Below are 15,716 nucleotides of genomic sequence, written 5' to 3' on the forward strand. Positions count from 1 at the left end.
AACTTAGTATCTCATGAGCACAGTTGTCCTTATATTGCCATAAATCTTAGGCTAGATGCTCTGTCATCTGCAGGAACTCTTCGATATCGGCGATAATGAGATCACTTGCTCCCTGCCAGAAATCAGGCTGAGTCAAATCGACACCCAGATGTTTCGACACCAAGTCCTCCAAAGTCATTATCCCCGTATCTCGCAGCAAATCGTCATATTTGTCCGCAAAGGAAGCTCCTTCTTGCAAAGCGAGACGGTATAGTCCCGTACTGAACATATAACCCACAGTGTAAGGGAAATTATAGAAAGGTACATCTGTGATATAGAAATGCAGCTTAGACGCCCAGAAATGAGGATGGTAGCTGGAGAGAACCCCGTTATAGGCTTCCTTCTGCGCTTCTTCCATTAGAGCTGAGAGTTCTTCAGCATTCACCAAGCCCTGTTTCCGTTTTTCATAAAAACGGGTCTCAAACAAGAAGCGGGAATGAATGTTCATGAAGAAGGCCACACTGTTTTGAATTTTCGTTTCCAGCAACGCCAGCTTTTCATCAGGATCGGTTGCCCCTTTAACCTGTGCATCCGATACGATAACTTCGGCAAAGGTTGAAGCGGTCTCGGCCACATTCATCGCATAGTTTTGATTGAACACCGGCTGGTCGTCCAGCAAATAAGAGTGATAAGCATGTCCAAGCTCATGCGCCAGCGTGGACACATTCGACGGTGTGCCGCTGTAAGTCATGAAAATCCGTGATTCCTGGCTCTCCGGGAAAGAGACACAGAACCCGCCCGGACGTTTGCCTGCACGGTCTTCGACTTCAATCCAGTTGTTGTCGAAAGCACGTTCTGCAAAATCCGCCATCTTCGGACTGAATTTCCGGAATTGCGCAACGATGTCATGTGCTGCCTGATCATAAGGGATTTTGCCGGTGGACTTGCCAACAGGTGCATCGACATCAACCCAGGACAGAGACTCAAGACCAAGCAACTTGGCTTTACGCTGCAAATATGATACCACTGCAGGTTTGTTACGGTTAATAACATCCCACATCACATCCAGCGTTTGCCGGGACATACGGTTGATGCTCAGTGGCTCCTTAAGGATATCCTTCCAGCCACGGCCTTTATAGAGGTTCAGACGGAATCCGGCAAGATGGTTCAGTGTATCTGCGCAGTATTCTTCGGCTTCGCTCCAAGCTTTTTCCCATTTGGAGAACATGGCTTCGCGTACTTTCGGGTCTGGATCATCCAGTTTGTTGAAAGCCTGTCCTGCCGAGAGCAAGCGGCTGCCTTCTTCATCTTCAAATGGAATCTTAATGGAGCTTACGATTGTCTCATAATGCTCGCTCCAGCCATGATAACCATCTACAGCCAGTTCCAGAGCCAAGCTTTCCAGCTCAGGGCTCATTTTCTCGCGTGCCAGGTCGCGTCTCTCACTAAGCACGAATGATAGTGGAGCAATTTCTGGCCGGGCTATCCACTCTGCCCATACTTCATCAGAGGTCTGGCGCAGCACATTGTCAAATTGCGAGCTGATGCCTTCGAAGCGAGCACGCAGCCCTGATACTTTGGAGGACAGACGCACCGCGCCCTTATCCTGCTGATTCTGAGCACCAAGGCAGCCAGTAAACTCAGCAGCCTGCACCAGACGACCAGTACAACTCTGCAACAGCTCAATCACACTGTCCAAAGCCTCTGTTCCTTTAACATCAGCCGGGGAGGCGGAAGCCTTCACCTGCTGTTGCAAAGTCTCAATATCTCCCTCCAGTTTATGGAGGAATCTTTCGAACTCGGGAGAAGCCGAGCCTCCGTTAAAGATGGAATCCAGTTCCCAGGTTAACGATAACGGTTGTTTCATGTGTACTCACCATTCCTTTTCTCACATTTGCTTTTCTTTGTAATTGGCCAAGAGCCGTGGTAAAGTGGATTACAATATCGGAACTATCCATAAGCCTGCGCTGCATGGCAACCACTTAAGGAGGATTCATAATGAAGCCGCTGCAAATTTCGCCGGAAACGGCCATTGCCCTGTCCAAACAGCTTGGTGTTCCCTTGGAACACTTGATGCATATGCCCCAACATATTTTGCTGCAAAAGATAGCTGAGCTATCCAAGAAGAATACACCGCAGGCCGAAGACGGGCCGGAATCGCCTTCCTCAAGGAAGGATGAGCAATGATCCCTTTCAGCCACACCTGGCCTTATGACATTATACTGGGCGATATGTACGTGCAATACTGCCCGTTCTGTACCCATGAGAATGTGCTGCTGCCCCTGAAACCGAAAGAGCTGCCTCTTATCCGTGATGGCAAGAAGCGACTTCTGGTTTTTCCCTGCTGCAGCACCAGCCTCACGGTCATCGACAACGATGCCGATTATCTGTTGTTCGACCGCGCCGTAAGATGACTTTTGCGTGAAAAGAGGACAGGCTGCAGCCGTTTAAGACGTCCCAGCCGACGGCAAAGCGCAGAGAAGAACTCTTCTCTGCGCTTTCTCTATGTCTCCAGCCCCAGAGGGGGGAACATAGCTCTCGTTCTGTCAGCTTCCTACCGTGTCGGAAGGAAGGCCGTCCTCGTCGATCTCTTCACCGCGCATCTGCTCACGCAGAATCGTCCATTGTTCACGTGCGGCCCGGATCATCGCCGCATCCATAATCCGCTGATCATTCACCAGACGGGAGAACCATTTGACCGCATCAGAGAAATTACCCGTGCGCCGGTTAAGCTCCCCAATGAGGAACATCAGACGGGCATCATTCCCGCCGCTACCATCGCCCTCATATACCTTGATATAAGCGTCTAGAGAGTACTGTAGAAAGCGCTTCTCCTGTGCCGTATCCCCCTGATAGCGGTACAACCAGGCGATGTGATGCAGCAGACTCGCTATGATGCGGTCCTTGTCATTGATGCTCTGAGCACACAACAGCGCCAGCTTGTATGTCTCCAGCGCTTCCTCCCAGCTTCGCTTATCACCGAAATCACGTGTTTTCCAGCGTTTTCCGAGCTGATCATTGAAGGCCTTGCGCTGCCAATCGGCGAGTTTGTCCGCAGAATTCTCCGTGGAGGCAAATCCGCATTGCGGGCAGACTCTCACAACATAATAATCAGGATTCTCATTCTTGTAATAAGAACAAAAATCCGCATCACGACGTACTGCTTTTTTGAGGCTGGGCCGTACCCGAGAGGTTGAAAACTCATGATCACAGTTACAGCACTGAACTTTAATGGAATACAAAGGTATTAATTCCAACAAATGCCCTCATTCCTTTCGCCATAAAACCTTATCTTATTCTTGGGGCATGTTCACAAAGTGATGCGCAGGGCCAGCCAGGCGATTTAATACAAAAGCACGCAGCGACTCCTCCACTTCTCTCTCCTCTAGCGCTTCTTTCATACACTGCAGCCATTCCTCTGCACGCTCCGGGGTAATCGGAATATGCATATGCCGTGCTCTCATCATGGGATGCCCGTGAAGCTCAGAGAAGAGCGCAGGGCCGCCAAAGAATTGGCTCAGGAATTGATACTGCTTCTCCAGGACAGGCGTAATGTCCTCGGGGAACAATGGGCCAAGCTGTGGGTGGGCCTGTACTTTGCTGTAGAAGACCTCCACCAGGCGGTGAAGACCTTCAGCGCCCCCCAGGCTAACATATATACTGTCATTTGGATTCATTGAAGGGTACCAGCTTTCTTCCATAATAATGTAACGACCTTTTCATTATACCAAAAAAAGAGCCCACAATGATATCTGTCCGGAGGACTTCAAATCTTGCACACTGTGCATAGACAAAAAAGACGCTAAACGATTGTTTAGCGCCATCATTACATATTCAATAGGTCCGAAAGTCCTCATCACCAGGAGGGACGAGGGAAGCACGGATTACATATACAAAAGCACAAACCAGCACTCCGGCAACTATGCTCATCACCATCACTCCATCCCTAATTATCCGATGTACAGCGGTGTTGTATTGATTAATTTTATAATATCACAAATTCAACCGAAAAGCACAGCTATTTGTAACCGCTTTCCTTGTTTTTTTGTGTCTTTTGTCCTTCTTTTTTGTGCTGTTTGTCCCTGTTTTTGCATACCTTCTTAGCAATAGACCTGGAGGCGTAGATCATGATCATGAAAAGAATAGGTGGCCCTTTGCTTGCTTTCGGGCTGGCGGGCTGCATGCTACTGATGCTAGTGCACCCCGGATCATCCCTTACCGCTGCACTGCGCGGACTCTCCATCTGGTGGGATGTTCTGTTTCCGTCGCTGTTCCCTTTCTTCGTCATCTCCGAGATGATGCTGGGCTTTGGTGTGGTCCATCTCTTTGGTACTCTGCTTGATCCGTTGATGCGCCCGCTGTTTCGTATACCGGGAAGCGGAGGTTTCGTAGCAGCTATGGGATACGTCTCAGGATACCCCGTTGGCGCCAAATTAACCGCCAAGCTCCGTGAGCAGAACTTGATTACTCGGGTAGAAGGAGAACGGCTAGTGGCCTTCACCACCTCTTCCGATCCTATTTTTCTGCTTGGCGCGGTTTCTGTCGGATTTTTTCACGACGCGTCTTTGGGCCTAATTCTGGCCATTTCTCATTATGGCGGCGGGCTGCTTGTCGGATTGTTGATGTCTCTTCACGGCCGGAGGGCCGAGTCCCCCCCGGAACTCTCCATCACTGCACCTGAGCAGCCCCACACGGGACAAGGTATTGGCAGGCTCCGTTCTGCACTGTCTGCCATGGCAGATGCCCGGCGCAGGGATGGCCGAAGTCTAGGTGAGATCATGAAGGATGCTATTCAGTCCTCTTTAAAACTTATTATTGTCGTCGGAGGCCTAGTTGTATTCTTCAGCGTGCTAATGGAGTTACTATCGCGCGCCGGTATCATGTCTTCTCTCTTCACTCTTGTTGGAGCCTTGCTGTCCCTGATCGGATTTCCGCCAGAGCTGGCGCAAGCTTTGGTCGGCGGATTCTTCGAGGTCACCCTCGGCGTCCGTTCTGCCGGGGAAACAGTATCTGCCGTGCCGCTTCATTTCAAAATTGCAGCCGCCGCCTTCATCCTTTCCTGGGGTGGCCTATCTGTCCACGCCCAGGTTGCAAGCATTCTGAACGGCACGGGGCTGCGCTACCTGCCGTTCATGATCGCACGCCTGGTACATGGCGTGCTTGCCGCCAGTCTCGCCCTGCTGCTGTGGCAGCCCGCCACTGGCGGCCGGCTGGCGGCGGCCTGGAGCCACTGGCCGCCCGCAGCCTCACTCTCAACAGCAGGCTCTGCCCTCGGCGCGAGCCTTGTATTGCTCGGCCTACTCCTGGCCGTTGCCCTCTTGCTGGCGCTGGTGGTGTCCCTGGCGCGACTGCACCGCAAGGGCTGACCGCTGAAGCTCTGCGGTCAGCTTTAGTCTTTTACACCCTCAAATATTGTGTTCCGCATCAAGATTGATTATGATCGGTGTATGACTGAATTAAACAAAGGAGCCTGTACATCTTGAGATATTATGTTCTGGACCGCGGTGATGAACTGTCCATCAATCTTGCGGAGCAATTTCACAAGCTGGCGGCGGAGCGAAACCTGGAGCTGGATGCCGAGTCCCCGGAGATTGTCATCTCGATTGGCGGCGACGGCACGATGCTCCATGCTTTCCACACCTTTATCGACCGCATTCCGAATCTGGCGTTTGTAGGCGTGCATACAGGCCACCTCGGCTTCTATGCGGACTGGAAGGCGCAGGAGTTGCCTACCCTGATCGACTATATGTGTGGGGCAGGAGAAGGAAATCCGACTAAGCCGAGAATTGTGCAGTACCCTCTGTTAGAACTGGAAATTCACAAAAAATCCGGGTCCACCTCCCACATTGCGTTGAATGAATTTACCCTTAAAGGGGTGGATGGTACCGTAGTCATCCAGATTGACATTAATGACGTGTCGTTTGAGATGTTTCGGGGGGACGGAATTTGTATCTCCACCCCTTCCGGCAGTACCGCATATAATAAAAGCCTTGGCGGTGCTATGGTTCACCCTACCATTGAGGCCCTGCAGATTTCAGAAATTGCTTCTATCAACAATCGTGTGTTCCGCACGATGGGTTCACCACTACTGCTGCCGAAGCATCATCACACCGATATCTTTTCACGCAAAGAGCAGCGTCTGCTGTTAACAGTAGACCATGTCAATATACCGATCGATGATCTGATTTCAGTGCGCTGTCAGGTATCCGCCAAAAAAATCAGCTTTGCCCGCTACCGCCCGTTCCCATTCTGGAACCGTGTTCGCGAAGCTTTTCTCGTCTAGGTCAAACACCGGGACGGCCCAGTTTTGACCCGCATAATTCTACTAAACACAAGGGCCGGGGATGACTTTATCTCCGGCTTTTTCATGCTGACAAAACTATGGATTACAGCTAACATGATTCGATAGACTAGAGAGAATTCAAATGGTATAATGAGCCTATTTTACAAAGTGTTCCATATCAAAGGAGAGAATCTGTTGAAAAAATTATTATCCATTATGGCCGCGGGTCTGCTTGCCCTCGTTATGGCCATTCCCGCTTTCGCGGCCGAGAAACCGATTGAAGTCTACATTAATGGCAGCAAAGTCCCTTTTGCCTCAGGGGCTCCTTATCTGCAGAATAACACCATATTGGTTCCTTTCCGGGTTGTTTTCGAAAAACTGGGGCTTAAGGTACTGTGGGATGCCAAGACCGGGACCGTCACAGGTACAGGAAAGAGCCTGTCCGTCAGTCTCAAAATTGGCAGCAAGGTAGCCATGGTTAACGGAACAGCTACCAAGCTCCCCCTTGCACCTGTAGCCAAGGCAGGAACCACTTACATACCCTTGCGTTTCATAGCTGAAGCAACAGGCGGCACTGCCGTATGGAATCCATCCTCTCGTACGGTCAACATTAAGGCCTCAACTTCTGACCCCGCTGCCGAAGCCATAGCGATTACAGATGTGATCAAACTGGCCAATAAGTACCACAACGAAAAAAATGCCGAGAAATACTACTCCCTGATTGATCCGGACTCCATTAGCGATGATTCCATCGCAGACCTCAAGGAACAATTTAAGAGATACGATCAAAGCACTACTATTGATAATGTTGAAATCATCGATTTAAAAACCAATGAAGCAACGGTCTATACAACGGAAACAAACCGCCGGACAGGAGGAACTTACTTCCCTGATCAGCAATACGAATATTTGTACACCCTTGTTCGACTAGGTGGAAAATGGAAAATCTCCGAGGTAGAAAGTCAGAACAACGTTGTTCTCCTGACTCGTGAGCAAGGCCTGAAGCCCGCGAATGTGCCTCAAGACGATTCCGTAGCCATTCTGAACAACCTTACGCAATATTTCCAATTCATGAATGAGAAAGATGCCAAGAAGGTTGTTTCAACAATGACGTCAAACGGAGCAGAAAATGACGATTCCCTTATAGGTGATTTCGAAGAGTTCTTCGATTCCTATGATATTACTTATACTCCGGTTGTCTCCAATATCTTCTACTATAATGCCGGAGAAGCCGCAGTCTATGTCGAGAGCAAGGTAAAAGAAGCAAGCGAGAAGGTAAGCTTCCAGACGGGGTCGATCTACGTTCTATCCAAATCGGCCAATGGAGCATGGACCATCGACACCAGCTATGTGGTTTCCAACAAGCAACTTTAAAATTATCTATAAAAAGGGCGTGTGCATTTTATGAAATCCGGAAAAGTTATGACCGCTCTTCTTAGCGGCTGCCTGGCCTTGACGCTTGTGCTGGCACCGGTTGCTTCAGCAGCCGAATCTGCCAAGGCGGCCTCGAATGAGGACCTCATCAACGAAGTTATGCAATATTTGGAGAACTATAATCTTTCAGGTGTAGATAAGGATACTTTGATCCGCGGCGCCATCGATGGCATGGTCAACACGCTGGATGATCCGTACAGCCAATATTTCGATGCCAACGAGGCGGCTGACTTCTCCCATCAGGTTGATCTTGAATTTGTAGGCATCGGGGTCAGACTGCAATATACAGCTACTGAGCTATATATTGAAGAGGTTATTGCAGGATCACCTGCGGAGAAAGCCGGTCTTAAACGTGGCGATGTCATCCTCAAAGTGGATGGCGTACCCGTCGAAGAGACAGAAGGCGATGAGCTGAGCGGAGCGCCAGGGACCAAAGTGACCCTGCTCGTTCTGCGTGACGGGGTTTCCAAATCCATTCGCGTGACGCGAGAAGAGATTGCTTCGACTGCCGTCACCGGACAGATCATCGGCCCCAAAATTGCTTATGTCAGCCTGAGCGGCTTTACCCAAACTGCAGACGAGGAATTTGCCCAAGTATTGAAAAAGATGCGCACGGCAGGGATGAAATCCATGGTGCTGGATCTTCGTGATAACGTGGGGGGCTATATGGATTCCGCCTACAACATTGCTTCCATGTTCATGGACAAGGGCATCATGATGTACACCTCCGACCAAAGTGGTAAGCTGACTCCGGTAACGATTACGAATGGTAGCAAAATAGGAGTGCCGGTTGTTATTCTAACAAACGCTTATACAGCCAGTGCTTCTGAAGCCCTGACCGGCGCGCTGCGGGATAACAAGATTGCCACCGTTGTCGGTACACGTTCCTTCGGGAAGGCACGCATCCAGAGTCTTCTGCCCATGTCCAATGGCGACATGCTTAAGCTGACCACACAGAAATATCTGACGCCTACTAAGGAAGATTTTAACCATATCGGACTTACTCCGACCATTGAAGTGCAGGGTAAAACGGCACAGCTGATCACCGCACTTAAAATTGCGGGGTTGTCCACGGTTGAAGCCTCAGGGGATAATCATATTCTGGATATCAATGGCGTTCCTTTTGCCGGCAACGTTGGCTTGATCAAGCAGGGGAACACTATCTATGCTTCTGCACGCGTGCTTTCTGCTCTCGTGGAGGGTGAAATCGCATGGGACGCTAAGAATAAAAAAGTTGTCGTAACCAACGTTGCAGGTGTGTCTTCTGGATTCTCCATCGCCACTAAGGCTGCCCTCTCCAAAGATGGCGAGACCTACATTGATCTGAACGCCTTCAAGCAGAAGTTCCCTACACTGGCTTGGACCTATAATGCTACCCAGAACAAATTGAAATTATCTGTAAAATAAATAATATCTAAACTTAAGGGACTGTTCTCCTGTAGTGTTACTACAGTGGAACAGTCCCTTTTGATTACATAAATGATATTAGAAGGTGCACGGTCTTTCCAAGCCCTGCTTAACCCTGCGGGTCCTGAGAAGCTTGGGAACCTTGAGGGTTTTGCGGGTTTTGCTGGTTTTGCTGGTTTTGCGGGTTTTGCTGGTTTTGCTGGTTTTGCTGGTTTTGCTGGTTTTGCGGGTTTTGCTGGTTTTGCTGGTTTTGCTGGTTTTGCTGGTTTTGCTGGTTTTGCTGGTTTTGCTGGTTTTGCTGGTTTTGAGGCTTTGGAGCGTTCTGTGGGTTCTGCTGACCGCTTGGCGGCTGCCCTTCCCGCTTTCCTTGGGAGTCACGATCCCGTTCCCGACCCGGTTTCTTACCTTGTCCCTCTTTAGCACGATGATTCTTGCTTTGATGCTCCCGGACAGGTCTATCCTTCGCCTGGTTGTCTCTTCCGGACGCTTCTTTAGAAGCATTGGAATTAGATCTTCCAGAATGCTCACGGCCTGTATTTTCCCGGGCCGACGTTTGACGAACAGCCGGTTCTTCTGTTATCTCTTCTGATGACTCATTCTCCGCAATCTGAATCTGCGGATCTTTGATCAGAATATCCTTGTATGTGCCTTCTTTTGGCTGTTCTTTCGATTTTTGCAGCACAAAATAGGCGCAGCCAAAATTGCAGTATTCATTAATGTAATCCACCATGCCTGAAATTGCTGTATCCCGGTTAACCTTTGGATGATTGTCCCGGTAAAAGCCCTTCAGACGCAATTGGCTGTAACCCCAGTCGCCAACGATGTAATCGTATCGTTCCAGCACTTCGCTGTATCTCCCGCGAAAAGCCTCCGGATTCCATCCGTCTTTGTGGTCCAGCACCAGCTCGTAGCCTTTTCCGCCTATAACGATCAAGCTATTTGTCGCCTGCCTTTCATTAGAGGAGGGGAGCGTTGATCGGCCGTCATTGCGGGAATTTTGGACTTACGGTCGCTGTTGTGGTCCAATTTCTTCATTTGTAACCGCTATGCGGTTGAAATTGGACCACAGCGTCTGCTTCCGAAGCTAGCTTTCCTCCGGAAAGCTTTTAGACGAGCGCTTTCGCTCCTCCAGTTCCAAAATTCCCTCCATGACTCCATCAACGCTAGCGTGGGAGCACAGGGGGACTAGCTAAGTGCGCTAACGCTCCTTAGCTGCCTTGCGCTCGCTCCGCTGGCCGTTGGCCTCGCCTCGCTATGCTTAGTTTATTGGAGAGCTTCAAATCGCTGTCGCTCTTTCAGCTCTCCATCATTTTTCGTGACCGCGTCACGGGAAACATAAAAGATTCAAAACTTCTTCGTGACTACATCACGGGAAACATAAGAGATTTAAAACTTCTTCGTGACTACGTCACGGAAACCGAACAGCTGAAAACCTTCGTGACTACGTCACGGAAACCGAACAGCCGAAAACCTTCGTAACTACGTCACGGATACCTAACAGCTTAGAGCCTTCGTGACTTCGTCACGGCTAGCCCAGAGTTACCGCGCGCTCCTCACGAGCATTAGCAGCGGATTTGACCTGCTCATGCGCATGGTAGGAGCTGCGCACTAACGGGCCAGATTCAACGTGGCTGAAGCCACGCTTCATGCCTTCTTCCTTCAACCGGGCAAATTCCTCAGGCGGATAGTATTTCTCCACATTCAGGTGCTTCGGTGAAGGCTGCAAGTACTGACCAAGTGTGAGAATATCGCAGTCCACGGCACGAAGGTCGTCCATCGCCTGAAGTATCTCGTCCCACTCCTCCCCTACACCTAACATGATGCTGGATTTGGTAGGAATCTCAGGCTGCATCTCCTTAGCACGTTTAAGCAGCTCTAGGGATCGGCGATATTTGGCTTTGGCCCGCACACGGTCAGACATCCGCTCTACGGTTTCAATATTGTGATTTAGAATATCAGGCTTACTGTTCATTACAATCTCCAGGCTATCCCGGTCACCCAGGAAGTCGGGGATTAACACTTCCACACTACAGAGAGGAAGACGCTTACGAATCGCCGCAACCGTCTCGGCAAAAATCCGGGCACCGCCATCCTTCAGATCATCTCTGGCTACACTTGTCACAACACAGTGGCGAAGACCCATGCTTTCTGCGGCTTCGGCCACACGTTCAGGTTCTTGCAGATCCAGCTCTGTTGGCATACCAGTATTAACCGCGCAAAACCGGCAGGCACGCGTACAGATATCACCCAAAATCATAAACGTTGCTGTCCGGTTAGCCCAACATTCATAAATGTTCGGACAGCGAGCTTCCTCGCATACCGTATGCAAAGTTTTAGAACGCATCATGCTTTTAATATCCTGGTAGTTATCACCGGTTGTTAGCTTGATTTTAATCCAATCCGGCTTGGGTTGTTTAGCGCCTTTTGTAGTCAAAGTAGATAACCCCCACTTTCGCCTGTGTAATAATCGATTGCCGCGTTAAAGTTGCTGCCTCATATTATAGCATGTGCGCCGGGGTAATGCCTGTTTTTGTGAAAAATCCAAGGCAGAAATACCCACGGCCCAAAAGGCACTCTTGGTATGTCTGGTACCTTTAGGCAAGAACGGATAAAACGATCACATTTGCTTCAATCTATAGTAAAAGAGCGACACTAAACGGCCCTTTATTAAGGCAGTAGTGGGTTCACTCCAAGACAAACACCATGCCCGGACAAAGGAGGTAGTCCTATGCGGTCTCTGTTTCACAATCTTCTGGCGCAAAAATCATTCTGGTGCTTATCTGCAGCCACCATTCTATGGGGCGGACTTCATCTTCCCGCTGCACAAGCGGCCAGTATGGGAAGACAAAGCACCCCAACATCGTTGAGTTCCAAAACGGATGTCATTCCCACCGATAAAGCCGCTTTACTGTCGGCTCGCCGAGAACTATATGAGCAGATCAGTGCAGCAACTGGCATCCCCTGGTTCCGTTTTGCGGCCATTGATCAATATGAGCGCACCATCGCCAAAAAAAGCAAAACAGCACCCCAGCATCCCACCAAACTGACCGGAATCACCTTCCCACCTCCCCTATGGTCAGGACCTTTGAATCCTGATCAGGAGGACACTTCACCACGATCCATCAGCTTCTTCGGCGGCTTTGGCTCCGACGGCTCAGGGGACGGCCGGGCCGACCCTGGAAATGATGCAGATGTACTCTATAGCATGGCCCGCCATCTGCTGCATTATGGACAGTCTCCCAGCGATTTCAGTATCGCGATTTGGGAGTATTACCATAATGGCCGAGCCTCGCAGCGAATTAACCAATTCGCTAAACTGTACGAGCATTTCGGGCGGCTGGACTTGTCCGGAAATGCTTTTCCACTACCATTAGGAAATACGTATGCCTACCGCAGCACTTGGGGCACGGGCCGTAGCTGGGGTGGAGCGCGTATTCACGAAGGTACCGACCTGTTCACTCCGCACGGTACGCCGGTACGCAGTACTTGCTACGGCATTGTGGAAACGAAGGGATGGAACCGCTATGGCGGCTGGAGGATCGGGATACGCGATAGCGATAACCGCTACCATTACTACGCCCATCTGACGGGGTATGACAAGAAGCTCGCGCAGGGAGATATTGTAGAGCCAGGCCAGACGATCGGTTGGGTCGGCAGCTCGGGCTATGGCAGTCCAGGCACACAAGGGAAATTCCCTCCACATTTGCATTTTGGCATTTACAAAGACAGAGGGATTACCGAGTGGGCGTTTGATCCTTATCCATTGCTTAAACAATGGGAGAACCAGGAGTATCGAGCGCTGCGAAAGAAAAATAAATAGGACACCAGTTTTTAATAAGGAGTGAACTTATCTTTCAGTTCCCGTGCTTTGGATAAATTGCAACACCTCCCGCATCGTCTCGTCCTTATCATCATCGTGGCACAGCATATGTCCACTCTTACCAGCGATAAGCATCTGCTTGCAGGTCGAGGGAATCGTATGGTGAAGATAACTGGCGCTTCTGGTTTTGACCAAATGATCCCGTTTGCCCTGCACAATCAGGGTCGGCGTCTCAATATGCGGATAGATCTCAAAGCTCTCTCGAACCAGTCGCTGGAACTCCCTCGTGGCCTTCGGCGGTGTGGTGCGGATTTTGCTGATATATTGCTTGAGCATGACAGGGTTGCCCAGCGTCTTGAACATTTCCACAAGATTCAGCGGAAACACAGGCGTCGACAGTAGGGTCAGCGAATGAACCCGCTCCTTATAGCGTACTGAGAGATGAGAAGCGATTAGCGCTCCAGTAGAAAAACCAATCAGATGCACTCGCTTGTTACTTTCCAGCAATGTATTTAGCTCATCTTCAGCGCTTTGTTGCCAGTCATGCCGGCTCGTCTTAAGCAAATCCGCTCTTGTTCCCCCATGTCCCTTCAATGTGAATGTCCGGGAACGGTAATGATGCTGCTCCATATAGCGGGACAACGGAGCAATCTCATGCTCGCCTCCTGTGAAACCGTGGATGAACAAGCAGCTATCCATAACGCTCCCCCTTTTCCTTGGGTTATTGGGTCAATATGATCATAGCTTGTGTTTTCCCTTTATTTTCTATGCACAACGCCAAACAGACCGCCGAATCGGCGGTCTGTGGCTTTTCTATGTTCAGCGTGCTAATGGCTCTTAGTCGAACAACGTATTAACTCGTTCTGTGTCAATGCGAATTTGCCGTACCGCTACTCACACCGCTGGTGTTATTGGTTGGCGCACTGCCACTCCCGCTGATCTCCGGAATGGCCGTAGGGACAGGGGTACCGGTATCCACACTACCGCTGTTCTCGTTACCATGAACGGTAGCATCTTCCTTCTCCCCGCCAATTTGCGGCGCCGGAATAGCAATGCCAGGTGCACTGCTGCCGTTCTGCCCGACAGGCTGACCTTGATTGTCATAGTAATACATAGGCACATCTCCTACGACCATCAGATACGATACAGGAATCTCTGTATCCACCACCTGTGGCTGCATGTCAAACGGAATGACAACGGCCACCTCGGTCACGATATGGATATAGACCTCCACCAGAATCATGTTAATTCCGGCATTTTTCTGCCGTGTAGCTAGTTCTACTTTGACTGCGCCTTGCGGTTCAATCGTAATGGGAATATCCGGACCAAAGGAAGCAATCAGTGGACTGCCCAACGCCTGCCCGAGCGGAATTCGCTCCCGTTTGTTATGCAATTCCTGTAGGGTGGATTGTATGACAGTCGCTGCTTGAGAGGTGATTCTCATATGTTCAGCGTAATTTAGCATGAATCCCGATATTTTTCCGTTTTTGTCTGTCTTCCAATCAATCAGCTCTTCGGCATTACCGCCGCTGGCTACCTGAGAAGTAATGGCCTTGTTGATGGATTCTGTGGCGATCTGCTTGACGCGAATCTGCGCTAGATGCACGATTGGGGGCTTCAAATGCTGCTCCACATACCGGATACTCTGGAATAATCCAAGCAGTAGCAACAACGAGAGGATCAACCAGAATTTGCGCCTACTGCCTGACTTCCCTCGGGTGCCTGCACTGGATGACGGTTGCCGTTCCCTACGGCTGAACAATCTTGCAGAACGCCTGCTCCGCTTGGCCTCAAATCGTGCAGACTGCGGCCGGATGGACGTCGTCTTGCTGGGCCGTGCCTTGAAGGCCGGACTTCTTCCAGCCGGGCGTGGAATACTGTCCCAGCTAATTTTAGGCAGCCGTATGCGGCCGAAGTCGGGCATTCGGATCCGCCGGCTCCCCCATTTTTTATTTCTGCCCATTGCGTTTATCCCTCCCGCCTGGCCCGGCGGTCAAGCCGCCGCTTAGTATAAGATATTCGGGAGAAGGACAAAAAAGAAGAACGCCACCCGCTAGACCTGCGGGATAACGTTCTTCTTTATTTTGACATAGGTCAATCCTCTGATCATACTCTAATCATTCTCAGCCCATACGGCTCCGCTTATCTTCCTGCAAATGATCCCAATGCCTTCTGACAAAAACAGCGATCAGAACCACCATAAACACCGAATACCAGGTCAAGTAGACGCCCCACTCTTCCTTGGGCACAATTAGCGTAGAACTCAGCGTCCCGAACAGCCAGATATAGGATAGGTTACCGAGCACTGTTCCCCAAATGAATGAGGCTGTAGAAAGCGGCGAGACCGCCGACATCAGGTTGATGATATTGCTTGGAATAATGGGAATAGTGCGCAGCAGCACAAGGGTCCAGATACCGTAACGATCCATATTACGCTGCCATTTATCATAACGCTTCAGTTTCTTTCTCCATTTGCGGTCAAACCAATCGAACAGATACCGCCGGCACAGAAAATACACCAGAATTCCACCCAGATTGCAGGCCAGCCAACTGATCAGCATTCCGCCAATTACATCGAATACTGACACATGGAGTACAATCAGAATGGCAAGAGGGAAAAAACCAAATAGACTTTGCAGCAGCGTCAGAGGAACCGTAACAAGCAAAACATAAGGCCCCGTCAGGCCAAGGGTTTGCAGCAGCCAATCTATCCATGAATTTATCATCTCTGTCAATGGAGTATTCTCCTCTCTTCACTCCTTACAGGCTGCATCCTTAAATACGATCCATTCC

General features: G+C 50.1%; 15 protein-coding genes. 7 read left to right on the forward strand and 8 right to left on the reverse strand.

The window, feature by feature from the left end; all coding sequences use genetic code 11:
- Nucleotides 1-46: 46 nt before the first annotated feature.
- Nucleotides 47-1,846: a M3 family oligoendopeptidase gene (locus ACFVRY_RS20065; protein WP_387502059.1), complete on the reverse strand. Its 1,800-nt coding sequence runs from the start codon at nt 1,844-1,846 to the stop codon at nt 47-49.
- A gap of 131 nt (nt 1,847-1,977) precedes the next feature.
- On the opposite strand from ACFVRY_RS20065, the gene ACFVRY_RS20070 reads away from it, so the two are divergent.
- Both ACFVRY_RS20070 and ACFVRY_RS20075 read left to right on the forward strand, forming a co-directional pair.
- Nucleotides 1,978-2,166 carry a YycC family protein gene (locus ACFVRY_RS20070; RefSeq protein WP_387502060.1) on the forward strand — a complete coding sequence of 63 codons (189 nt, stop codon included), beginning with the start codon at nt 1,978-1,980 and terminating at the stop codon, nt 2,164-2,166.
- Complete coding sequence (locus ACFVRY_RS20075; protein ID WP_066376312.1) at nt 2,163-2,393, forward strand: hypothetical protein; 231 nt, start codon at nt 2,163-2,165, stop codon at nt 2,391-2,393. Before ACFVRY_RS20070 ends, ACFVRY_RS20075 begins: the two co-directional genes overlap by 4 nt.
- Before the next feature lie 132 nt (nt 2,394-2,525).
- Here the strand turns inward: ACFVRY_RS20075 and ACFVRY_RS20080 are convergent, their stop codons facing one another.
- Together ACFVRY_RS20080 and ACFVRY_RS20085 are read right to left on the reverse strand one after the other, a co-directional pair.
- A complete protein-coding gene (locus tag ACFVRY_RS20080) occupies nt 2,526-3,236 on the reverse strand; it encodes a DUF2225 domain-containing protein (protein WP_387502061.1) in 711 nt (236 codons plus the stop codon).
- Nucleotides 3,237-3,272: 36 nt separating this feature from the next.
- On the reverse strand, nt 3,273-3,656 hold the full coding sequence (locus ACFVRY_RS20085) for a globin domain-containing protein (protein WP_387502062.1): 384 nt from the start codon (nt 3,654-3,656) through the stop codon (nt 3,273-3,275).
- A gap of 450 nt (nt 3,657-4,106) precedes the next feature.
- On the opposite strand from ACFVRY_RS20085, the gene ylbJ reads away from it, so the two are divergent.
- The 4 genes from ylbJ (at nt 4,107) to ACFVRY_RS20105 (ending at nt 9,103) form a co-directional block, all read left to right on the forward strand.
- The gene (gene ylbJ / locus ACFVRY_RS20090; protein ID WP_387502063.1) at nt 4,107-5,345 is read left to right on the forward strand and encodes a sporulation integral membrane protein YlbJ; all 1,239 of its coding nucleotides are present in this window, start codon (nt 4,107-4,109) and stop codon (nt 5,343-5,345) included.
- 113 nt (nt 5,346-5,458) lie between these two features.
- The gene (locus tag ACFVRY_RS20095) at nt 5,459-6,262 is read left to right on the forward strand and encodes an NAD kinase (RefSeq protein ID WP_387502064.1); all 804 of its coding nucleotides are present in this window, start codon (nt 5,459-5,461) and stop codon (nt 6,260-6,262) included.
- Nucleotides 6,263-6,457: 195 nt separating this feature from the next.
- Nucleotides 6,458-7,636, forward strand: coding sequence for a stalk domain-containing protein (locus ACFVRY_RS20100; RefSeq protein ID WP_387502065.1), 1,179 nt, complete (start codon nt 6,458-6,460; stop codon nt 7,634-7,636).
- Between the two features lie 30 nt (nt 7,637-7,666).
- Nucleotides 7,667-9,103, forward strand: a complete 1,437-nt coding sequence (locus tag ACFVRY_RS20105) for a S41 family peptidase (RefSeq protein WP_387502067.1) — start codon at nt 7,667-7,669, stop codon at nt 9,101-9,103.
- Nucleotides 9,104-9,212: 109 nt separating this feature from the next.
- Here the strand turns inward: ACFVRY_RS20105 and ACFVRY_RS20110 are convergent, their stop codons facing one another.
- Nucleotides 9,213-10,037, reverse strand: coding sequence for a YutD family protein (locus ACFVRY_RS20110; protein WP_387502068.1), 825 nt, complete (start codon nt 10,035-10,037; stop codon nt 9,213-9,215).
- A 594-nt stretch (nt 10,038-10,631) separates the two neighbouring features.
- On the reverse strand, nt 10,632-11,537 hold the full coding sequence (gene lipA / locus ACFVRY_RS20115) for a lipoyl synthase (RefSeq protein WP_175371414.1): 906 nt from the start codon (nt 11,535-11,537) through the stop codon (nt 10,632-10,634).
- A gap of 294 nt (nt 11,538-11,831) precedes the next feature.
- Here lipA and ACFVRY_RS20120 point away from each other — a divergent pair, with 294 nt between their 5' ends.
- On the forward strand, nt 11,832-12,923 hold the full coding sequence (locus ACFVRY_RS20120; protein WP_387502069.1) for a M23 family metallopeptidase: 1,092 nt from the start codon (nt 11,832-11,834) through the stop codon (nt 12,921-12,923).
- Nucleotides 12,924-12,950: 27 nt separating this feature from the next.
- On the opposite strand, the gene ACFVRY_RS20125 is transcribed toward ACFVRY_RS20120, so the two are convergent.
- The 3 genes from ACFVRY_RS20125 to ACFVRY_RS20135 form a co-directional block, all read right to left on the reverse strand.
- Complete coding sequence (locus ACFVRY_RS20125) at nt 12,951-13,622, reverse strand: alpha/beta hydrolase (protein ID WP_387502070.1); 672 nt, start codon at nt 13,620-13,622, stop codon at nt 12,951-12,953.
- A 169-nt stretch (nt 13,623-13,791) separates the two neighbouring features.
- The gene (yunB, locus tag ACFVRY_RS20130) at nt 13,792-14,886 is read right to left on the reverse strand and encodes a sporulation protein YunB (RefSeq protein ID WP_387502071.1); all 1,095 of its coding nucleotides are present in this window, start codon (nt 14,884-14,886) and stop codon (nt 13,792-13,794) included.
- Between the two features lie 160 nt (nt 14,887-15,046).
- A complete protein-coding gene (locus ACFVRY_RS20135; protein ID WP_387502129.1) occupies nt 15,047-15,649 on the reverse strand; it encodes a TVP38/TMEM64 family protein in 603 nt (200 codons plus the stop codon).
- Nucleotides 15,650-15,716 lie beyond the last annotated feature (67 nt).

Origin of the sequence: Paenibacillus sp. NPDC057934 (genome assembly GCF_042887565.1) — a bacterium.
In the GTDB taxonomy this organism is placed as follows: Bacteria; Bacillota; Bacilli; order Paenibacillales; family Paenibacillaceae; genus Paenibacillus_AQ.

Excerpts from the sequence above, each read along its gene's own strand:
- ylbJ (WP_387502063.1), top strand. The coding sequence starts at position 4,107 with ATGATCATGAAAAGAATAGGTGGCCCTTTGCTTGCTTTCGGGCTGGCG.
- ACFVRY_RS20105 (WP_387502067.1), top strand. The coding sequence starts at position 7,667 with ATGAAATCCGGAAAAGTTATGACCGCTCTTCTTAGCGGCTGCCTGGCC.
- yunB (WP_387502071.1), bottom strand. The coding sequence starts at position 14,886 with ATGGGCAGAAATAAAAAATGGGGGAGCCGGCGGATCCGAATGCCCGAC.
- ACFVRY_RS20125 (WP_387502070.1), bottom strand. The coding sequence starts at position 13,622 with ATGGATAGCTGCTTGTTCATCCACGGTTTCACAGGAGGCGAGCATGAG.
- ACFVRY_RS20070 (WP_387502060.1), top strand. The coding sequence starts at position 1,978 with ATGAAGCCGCTGCAAATTTCGCCGGAAACGGCCATTGCCCTGTCCAAA.
- ACFVRY_RS20075 (WP_066376312.1), top strand. The coding sequence starts at position 2,163 with ATGATCCCTTTCAGCCACACCTGGCCTTATGACATTATACTGGGCGAT.
- ACFVRY_RS20120 (WP_387502069.1), top strand. The coding sequence starts at position 11,832 with ATGCGGTCTCTGTTTCACAATCTTCTGGCGCAAAAATCATTCTGGTGC.
- ACFVRY_RS20085 (WP_387502062.1), bottom strand. The coding sequence starts at position 3,656 with ATGAATCCAAATGACAGTATATATGTTAGCCTGGGGGGCGCTGAAGGT.
- ACFVRY_RS20065 (WP_387502059.1), bottom strand. The coding sequence starts at position 1,846 with ATGAAACAACCGTTATCGTTAACCTGGGAACTGGATTCCATCTTTAAC.
- ACFVRY_RS20135 (WP_387502129.1), bottom strand. The coding sequence starts at position 15,649 with ATGATAAATTCATGGATAGATTGGCTGCTGCAAACCCTTGGCCTGACG.